The organism is Rahnella sp. P4_A8 (genome assembly GCF_056402435.1).
On sequence record NZ_JBFUHK010000090.1, the window covers coordinates 1 to 8,743 of the forward strand.

The 8,743-nt window shown below is 53.9% G+C and carries 6 protein-coding genes; 5 read left to right on the forward strand and 1 reads right to left on the reverse strand.

The annotated features are described in order from the left end of the window. Nucleotides 1-92 precede the first annotated feature (92 nt). From tal to yegD, 3 genes are all read left to right on the forward strand, one after another. Entirely contained in the window at nt 93-1,043 is a 951-nt protein-coding gene (tal, locus tag AC1DUO_RS22265) for a transaldolase (protein ID WP_112198398.1), read from the forward strand. 56 nt (nt 1,044-1,099) lie between these two features. Next, nucleotides 1,100-3,094, forward strand: a complete 1,995-nt coding sequence (gene tkt / locus AC1DUO_RS22270) for a transketolase (protein ID WP_112198397.1) — start codon at nt 1,100-1,102, stop codon at nt 3,092-3,094. A gap of 141 nt (nt 3,095-3,235) precedes the next feature. Further along, nucleotides 3,236-4,588 carry a molecular chaperone gene (yegD, locus tag AC1DUO_RS22275; protein WP_013574411.1) on the forward strand — a complete coding sequence of 451 codons (1,353 nt, stop codon included), beginning with the start codon at nt 3,236-3,238 and terminating at the stop codon, nt 4,586-4,588. 68 nt (nt 4,589-4,656) lie between these two features. On the opposite strand, the gene AC1DUO_RS22280 is transcribed toward yegD, so the two are convergent. Continuing rightward, entirely contained in the window at nt 4,657-5,610 is a 954-nt protein-coding gene (locus AC1DUO_RS22280; protein ID WP_013574410.1) for an aldo/keto reductase, read from the reverse strand. A gap of 259 nt (nt 5,611-5,869) precedes the next feature. Between AC1DUO_RS22280 and mdtD the strand changes: the two genes are divergently transcribed. Together mdtD and baeS are read left to right on the forward strand one after the other, a co-directional pair. After that, nucleotides 5,870-7,345, forward strand: a complete 1,476-nt coding sequence (mdtD, locus tag AC1DUO_RS22285; protein ID WP_013574409.1) for a multidrug transporter subunit MdtD — start codon at nt 5,870-5,872, stop codon at nt 7,343-7,345. After that, nucleotides 7,342-8,727 (forward strand): envelope stress sensor histidine kinase BaeS, encoded by a 1,386-nt coding sequence (baeS, locus tag AC1DUO_RS22290; protein WP_112151270.1) that lies wholly within the window; start codon nt 7,342-7,344, stop codon nt 8,725-8,727. Before mdtD ends, baeS begins: the two co-directional genes overlap by 4 nt. Nucleotides 8,728-8,743: the final 16 nt, after the last annotated feature.

Sequence of the window (8,743 nt, forward strand, 5' to 3'; positions counted from 1 at the left end):
TTGTTAACCGGATGATGCAGGGTAGGAGCCCTACGAAAGAGAGTCGTTCGACCTTATTGCTGTATCGTTTTTTCTCGCCAAGGAGCTAAGAGATGAACCAGTTAGACGCACTAAAAAAAATCACCACCGTCGTTGCCGACAGCGGTGACATTGAATCTATCCGTCATTTCGAGCCTCAGGATGCGACGACCAATCCTTCGCTGATCCTCAAAGCAGCCGACCTGCCACAATACCAAAACCTGGTTAAAGACGCGCTGGACTATGCCCGCAAGCAAGGCGGCAGCAAAGAAGCTCAGGTGATCAATGCCACAGATAAACTGGCCGTCAATATCGGGGCCGAAATTCTGAAAAGTGTACCGGGGCGCGTCTCGACAGAAGTGGATGCCCGCCTGTCATTTAACCGGGATTTGTGTATCGAAAAAGCCCGCAAACTGATTGGTTTATATCAGGATCATGGCATTGATAAATCGCGCATTCTGATCAAACTGGCGTCTACGTGGGAAGGCATTCAGGCCGCCAAAGAACTGGAAAAAGAAGGCATCAACTGTAACCTGACCCTGCTGTTCTCCTTTGCTCAGGCACGCGCCTGCGCCGAAGCCGGTGTCTACCTGATTTCTCCCTTCGTTGGCCGTATCTACGACTGGTACAAAGCCAAAGAGCCCAATGCCACTTACGACGTTGAAAAAGATCCGGGCGTGAAATCTGTCCGGGATATCTACGAATACTACAAATCCCACGGTTACGAGACCGTCATCATGGGTGCCAGTTTCCGCAAAGTGGAACAAATTCTGGCACTGGCAGGCTGTGACCGCCTGACCCTTTCTCCCAACCTGCTGGAAGAGCTAAAAGCCAGTGACGCGCCGGTTGAACGCAAACTGCAGCCGTCCTCTCAGGCGGGTAAAAAGCCTGCACCGCTGACTCAGGCTGAATTCCTCTGGGAACATCATCAGGATGCGATGGCGGTAGATAAACTGGCCGAAGGTATCCGCCAGTTCGCCGTCGATCAGAAAAAACTCGAAGATATGCTGTCAGCACAACTTTAGTTTTAACTCAATTTAAGCGCTGAACTTTAGCTTTGAAAAAAACAGATGGAGTGAATATGCCCTCTCGTAAAGAACTTGCGAATGCGATCCGTGCCCTGAGCATGGATGCCGTTCAAAAAGCGAACTCAGGCCATCCCGGCGCACCAATGGGAATGGCGGATATCGCTGAAGTGCTGTGGCGTGATTACATGAATCACAACCCGACCAACCCGAAATGGGCCGATCGCGACCGCTTCCTGATGTCTAACGGACACGGATCAATGCTGCAATACAGCCTGCTGCACCTGACGGGTTACGATCTGCCAATGAAAGAGCTGGAAAACTTCCGCCAGTTGCATTCGAAAACGCCTGGGCACCCGGAATTCGGCTATACACCGGGCGTCGAAACCACCACCGGCCCGCTGGGTCAGGGTATCGCTAACGCCGTAGGTTTCGCGATTGCCGAGCGCACGCTTGCAGCTCAGTTTAACCGTGAAAATCACGACATCGTGAACCACTACACCTACGCCTTTTTAGGCGACGGCTGCATGATGGAAGGCATCTCACACGAAGCCTGTTCACTCGCCGGCACCATGAAGCTCGGCAAGCTGATTGCGTTTTATGATGACAACGGTATCTCCATCGACGGCCATGTTGAAGGCTGGTTCACCGATGACACCGCCAAACGCTTTGAAGCCTATCACTGGCATGTGATCCGCGGTATTGACGGGCATGATCCTGACGCCGTAAAAGCCGCCATCGAAGAAGCCCGCAAGGTGACCGACAAACCGTCGCTGTTGCTATGCAAAACCGTGATTGCTTTCGGTTCACCGAACAAAGCCGGCACCCACGGCGCGCATGGCGCTGCGCTGGGCGATGATGAAGTTGCAGCCACCCGTAAACATATCGGCTGGAACTCCCCGCCTTTCGAAATCCCGCAGGATATCTACGCCCAGTGGGATGCCAAAGAAGCCGGTAAAGCGAAAGAGAAAGCCTGGAACGAGAAATTTGCGGCTTACGCAAAAGCCTATCCGCAACTGGCCGCAGAATTTGAGCGCCGTGTGAGCGGCAAACTGCCTGCTAACTGGCAAAGCGAAACGCAGAAATACATCGAAGAATTGCAGGCGAAACCGGCCAATATTGCCAGCCGTAAAGCCTCGCAAAACGCCCTGGAATCCTTCGGTAAAATCCTGCCTGAATTCCTCGGCGGTTCTGCGGACCTTGCGCCAAGTAACCTGACGATGTGGTCTGGTTCAAAATCTATCGGTGACGATAAAGCGGGTAACTACATTCACTACGGTGTCCGTGAATTTGGCATGACCGCCATCACTAACGGTATCGCCCTGCACGGCGGTTTCCTGCCGTATTCGGCGACATTCCTGATGTTCGTGGAATATGCCCGTAACGCCGTTCGTCTGGCGGCACTGATGAAAATCCGCAACGTGTTCGTGTATACCCATGACTCTATCGGTCTGGGTGAAGACGGCCCGACGCACCAGCCGGTAGAACAAATGGCCAGCCTGCGTGTGACGCCAAACATGAACACATGGCGTCCGGGCGATCAGGTAGAATCAGCTATCGCCTGGAAATACGCCATCGAACGTACTGACGGTCCTTCTGCACTTATCTTCTCGCGCCAGAACCTGACTCAGCAGCCCCGTACGGCTGAGCAACTGGCTAACGTAGCTCGCGGCGGTTATGTACTGAAAGATTCTGACGGCACACCGGACGTTATCCTGATTGCCACCGGCTCTGAAGTCGGCATCACGGTGGAAGCCGCAGAGAAACTGACCGCGTTGGGTACCAGGGTTCGCGTGGTTTCCATGCCGTCCACCGATGTTTTCGATCAGCAGGACGCAGCGTACCGTGAGTCTGTTCTGCCGAAAACGGTGACCGCACGCGTCGCTGTTGAAGCCGGTATCGCCGATTACTGGTACAAGTATGTAGGCCTTAACGGTGCCATTGTCGGCATGACAACCTTCGGGGAATCCGCACCCGCAGAGCAACTGTTTAAAGAGTTCGGCTTTACCGCTGATAATGTCGTCGCGAAAGCACAGGGGCTATTGAAGTGATAGAAATGAAGTAATTCTCCGCCCTTTGTTCCCTCTCCGTCCCAGGAGAGGGACTTCCTCAGAATTGTACCGCCCATCTGACTTGATGAATCTCGCTCTCTCCGGTAAAGTCCCGTCCCTTCTTTGGCATGGGGAACAATGATGTTTATTGGATTTGACTACGGTACAGCGAATTGCTCCGTTGCGGTGATGCGTGACAATAACGCTCACCTTCTGGCGCTCGAAAATAACGATCCTTACTTACCCTCCATGCTTTGTGCGCCGACACGTGAAGCGGTCAGCGAATGGCTGAACCGTCACGGACAGGTTCCGGCAGGCAGTGATGAAAATCTGGCGCTGCTGCGTCGCAGTATCAGCTTTAACCGCGAGGAAGATATTCCGGTCAATGCCAACAGCGTAAACTTCGGTTTGCAGGCGCTTTCGACCTATATGGAAGATCCGGAAGAAGTGTACTTTGTGCGTTCGCCAAAATCGTTCCTTGGCGCAAATGGCCTGAAACCTCAACAGATCGCTCTGTTCGAAGATCTGGTTTGCGCGATGATGTTCCACATCAAACGCCAGGCTGAATCCGTCTTGCAGGAAAGTATTGAACAGACCGTTATCGGCCGCCCGATTAACTTTCAGGGTATGGGGGGTGAAGAGGCCAATGCCCAGGCGCAGGGGATTTTGCAGCGTGCGGCTGAACGCGCAGGTTTCCGCGATATCGCTTTCCAGTTTGAACCGGTGGCGGCAGGTCTGGATTTCGAAGCCACACTGACCGAAGAGAAAACGGTTTTGGTTGTCGATATCGGCGGCGGTACCACCGACTGCTCGGTGCTGCTGATGGGGCCACAATGGCGTGATAAAGCAGAGCGTCAGAACAGCCTGCTCGGCCATAGTGGTTGCCGCGTCGGCGGTAATGATCTGGATATCATGACCGCATTCAAGCAACTGACACCACAATTTGGTATGGGCAGTGAAACCCAGAAAGGTATCGCTATTCCGGCCCTGCCTTACTGGAATGCCGTCGCCACCAACGACGTTCCTGCACAACTGGATTTCTATAGTGTGGCGAATGGCCGCATGTTGCGTGATCTGATCCGCGATGCAGCGCAGCCTGATTTGATCAAACGCCTGCTGAAAATTCAGCAACAACGTCTGAGCTACCGTCTGGTTCGTGCAGCGGAAGAAAGTAAGATTGCACTGTCTGAACATGAAAGCGTAACGGCGGCAATGGACTTCATTGAATCGGGTCTGGCAGAAACGATCAGCCAGCAACAACTGAGCGAAGCGATTTCTCAGCCACTGGAACGTATTCAGGAGCAGGTCAGTCTGGCACTTGCCAGCAGCGAAATTAAACCGGATGTAATTTACCTGACCGGTGGCAGTGCGCGTTCACCGTTATTACGTGCTGCGTTGCAGGCTCAGTTACCGGGTATCCCGCTGGTCGGAGGGAATGATTTTGGCTCGGTCACCGCCGGTCTGGCGCGCTGGGCACAAACGTTGTTCCGTTAAGATTTAAAGATGCAGATAAACGCAAACCGCCTGAATCAGGCGGTTTTTTTATATCTCAGATCCCGGATTTACCAGGCACTGGCGTCATTTAAGGTCCTGATATCGGTATCATCGAGTTTCAGGGTTGCGGCCTGCGCCAGTTCATTGAGCTGTTGCAGGGAGGTCGCACTGACGATCGGTGAGGTAATGCCCGGGCGGGCAATCTGCCAGGCCAGTGCAACCTGTCCCGGTTGTGCGCCATGCTTCTCAGCCACCTGATCCAGTCCGGCCAATACTTTCAGGCCGCGCTCATTCAGGCAACGCGCAATCACGTTTTCGCCGCGTTTACTCTTACCGGCATCGGCTTTGGTTCGATATTTCCCGGTCAGAAAGCCGGCGGCCAGGCCATAGAAGTTGATGACGCCCAGACCATTATCTGTCACGACTTTTTCCAGCGCTTCCTCATACACTTTGCGGTCATACAAATTGTATTGTGGTTGCAGCGTTTCATAACGTGCCAGCCCGTTTTCCTGGCTGACTTTCAGCGCTTCGGCCAGACGCGGCGCACTGTAGTTAGATGCCCCGACGGCGCGCACTTTCCCTTCTTTGATTAACGCGTCAAATGCCGCCATAGTTTCGGCCAGCGGTGTATCCGCATCGTCATCATGTGACTGATACAAATCGATATAATCCGTTTGCAGACGTTTCAGAGAGGCTTCTACCGCTTCTTTAATATAGCGCGGCGACAAACCGACTTTACCTTCGCCCATCGGCTTACCGACTTTGGTGGCGAGAATGATCTGGTCACGCTTACCGGATTTTTTCAGCCAGTTGCCGATGATGGTTTCGGATTCTCCCCCTTTGTTGCCTTCAACCCAGCTCGAGTACACATCTGCCGTATCGATGAAATTCAGTTTATGATCCAGCAAGGCATCCAGCAGGTTAAACGAGGCAGCCTGATCGACGGTCCAGCCAAATACATTGCCACCAAAGGTTAACAGCGGCACCTGAATACCTGAACGACCCAGTTCTCTTTTGCTCATCATTCTCTCCCTTTATAAGTTCAGATTAGACTTACTTTGCGTGCGAACGGTTCATGGTCAAAGGTCAACCTTAGCATTTTGATATAAAATGTCAGGCTGAAAGCTATTCTTTATTGTCAGAGGAATTGTCAAAAAATGGGAAAGACTCTCCTTATTTCCTCCATTTTCTGCTGAAACATTCTGGCTACACTGTGAGCCGGTCTGCAGGTGAATTCCCTCCTGAAATGCCACAAAAATGATTGTGCTGATGCGATGACTCATGAAATCTGAAAATACTGACACCTTATCGCCTTCCACGCCGCTGCCACCTTCGGTTCGCTGGCAATTGTGGATCGTCGCCTTTGGCTTCTTTATGCAGGCCCTCGACACCACGATCGTCAATACTGCCCTGCCGTCCATGGCCCGCAGTCTGGGCGAAAACCCGCTGCACATGCATTCGGTTATTGTCGCTTATGTGCTGACAGTTGCGGTGATGTTACCGGCGAGCGGCTGGCTGGCGGATAAAGTCGGTGTGAAGTGGGTATTCTTTTCAGCCATTGTGCTGTTCACGCTCGGCTCGCTACTGTGCGCGCAATCGGAAAGCCTGCGTGAACTGGTGATGTCGCGCATAGTTCAGGGGATCGGCGGCGCGATGATGGTGCCGGTCGGACGGCTGACGGTGCTGAAAATTGTCCCGCGCAGCGAATACATGGCAGCGATGACGATGGTGACACTGCCCGGTCAGGTCGGTCCGTTACTGGGTCCGGCGCTGGGTGGTTTTCTGGTGCAATATGCCAGCTGGCACTGGATTTTTCTGATCAATCTGCCGGTCGGTCTGGCCGGTTGCATCGCCACATTAATGATCATGCCAAATTATAAAATGCAGACCCGGCGCTTTGATATCAGCGGGTTTGTCATGCTGGCCGTGTGTATGGCGACGCTGACGCTGGCACTGGAAGGCAGCCGCAGCATGGGGCTGACGGCGCTGGAAATCGTATTGCTGGTGGTGGCCGGTGGCGGCGCGCTGGGCATTTACTGGATGCATGCGCGCGGCAATCTCTCGGCACTGTTTTCCCTGCGCCTGTTCCATACACCAACCTTTAAGATCGGTCTGATCGGCAGCCTGCTGGGACGTATCGGCAGCGGCATGTTGCCATTTATGACGCCGGTCTTTCTGCAACTCGGGATGGGCTTTACGCCCTTCCACGCCGGGCTGATGATGATCCCGATGGTGCTGGGCAGCATGGGGATGAAACGCGTGGTGGTCCGGCTGGTAAATCAGCTGGGTTACCGTTCTGCACTGGTCAGCGCCACCTTGCTGCTGGCACTGATTACGCTTATCTTCCCGCTGGTGGCGATTTATGGCGCCATGTGGATGATCCCGATTGTGCTTTTCTTCCAGGGAATGGTGAACTCCCTGCGCTTCTCGTCGATGAATACTCTTACGCTCAAAGATTTGCCGCCGCGCCTTGCCAGCAGCGGCAACAGCTTACTGTCGATGATCATGCAATTGTCGATGAGCCTCGGTGTCAGCGTCGCCGGGTTGCTGATTGGCCTGTTTGCACATCAGCAAGCGATTACGCCTGACAGCAGCACCCTGCACACCGCTTTCCTGTATTGCTACATGTCAATGGCACTGGTGATTGCCCTGCCCGCCTGGGTATTTTCCAAAGTGCCGCCTGACACGCAGAAAAATGCCATCATTAGCCGTCGTCGTGCTGAGGCCGGCTCCCCCGATCCGATGAGAAAATCATGAAACCTGGTATCACTGCCAAGCTGTTTATGGCCATCTTTTGTACCTGCGCGCTGGTGTTGATCACCATGAACTGGGGCGTACGGATGAGCTTCGAACGGGGCTTTATTGACTACATCCGCCAAAGCAATGAACAGCGTGTCGAGCTGCTGGCGGACACATTGCAGGAGCAGTACAAGCAGCATGGCAACTGGGAATTTTTGGAAACAAATGACCGGTTAATCTATCAGCTGATGCGCTCATTTGAACAAAACAGCAGCCCGAGAATGCCACCGCAGGGCTGGCGGACAAAATTCTGGATCCTCGACAGTCACGACCGCCGGATCGGTGGTTACGATCAGCCTGTTCCCCCCGATCTGCAGGGACCGCGCCGCGTGATGACCGTTGATGGCGTCGTCATCGGTTCGGTAATTTCCACACCTGCTGAGCGCCTGACCCGCGATGCCGATATCAACTTTGAGCGCCAGCAAAGCCGGACCAGTTGGATGATTGTCGCCTTTACTGCACTGCTGGCCGCCGCCGTAACCTGGGTTTTATCCCGCGGAATGCTCGCGCCGGTAAAACGGCTGGTGAATGGCACCCACCAGCTTGCCGCAGGAAATTTCAGCACCCGCGTGGAGGTCGACAGTGAAGACGAACTGGGGAAACTGGCGCAGGACTTTAACCAGCTGGCAATGACGCTGGAGAAAAACGAGCAAATGCGCCGGGCATTCATGGCGGATATTTCTCACGAATTACGCACTCCGCTGGCGGTATTGCGCGGTGAGCTGGAGGCCATGCAGGACGGTGTGCGAAAAATGACAGTCGGTTCACTGGAATCACTGCAATCTGAAGTATCGATTCTGACCAAACTGGTCGATGACCTGCACCAGCTTTCGCTGTCTGATGCCGGTGCGCTGGCGTACCGTAAAGTCGACACTGATGTGGTACATCTGGTGCAACTGGCAGAGGCCGGTTCGCGCGATCGTTTCCACAACAAACATTTAACGCTCACCAGCCATCTGCCGGAAAGCGCCGAAGTATTTGGTGACCCGCAGCGGTTGTCGCAACTTATCAACAATCTGCTGGAAAACAGCCTGCGCTATACTGACCCAAATGGCGGCCTGGAAATTCTGGGAGAAATTCGCGAAAAAACGCTGCATCTGATGTTCCAGGACAGCGCGCCGGGCATCAGTGATGAACAACTGATCCGTATTTTTGAACGATTTTACCGTACCGAAGGCTCGCGTAACCGCGCCAGYGGCGGCTCGGGGTTAGGTCTGGCGATTTGCCAGAATATCGTCGAAGCCCACGGCGGGCAAATCAGCGCCAGCCACTCTCCGGCAGGTGGCGTGCGCATTACCATCGTCCTGCCCCTTTCTGTTCCACATGGCCTGAGAAACTGAATGAACGACTCTGTAC

Bases quoted from the DNA above. Each gene is read 5' to 3' on its own strand.
- mdtD (WP_013574409.1), top strand. From the start codon at position 5,870: ATGAAATCTGAAAATACTGACACCTTATCGCCTTCCACGCCGCTGCCA.
- AC1DUO_RS22280 (WP_013574410.1), bottom strand. From the start codon at position 5,610: ATGAGCAAAAGAGAACTGGGTCGTTCAGGTATTCAGGTGCCGCTGTTA.
- tal (WP_112198398.1), top strand. From the start codon at position 93: ATGAACCAGTTAGACGCACTAAAAAAAATCACCACCGTCGTTGCCGAC.
- tkt (WP_112198397.1), top strand. From the start codon at position 1,100: ATGCCCTCTCGTAAAGAACTTGCGAATGCGATCCGTGCCCTGAGCATG.
- yegD (WP_013574411.1), top strand. From the start codon at position 3,236: ATGTTTATTGGATTTGACTACGGTACAGCGAATTGCTCCGTTGCGGTG.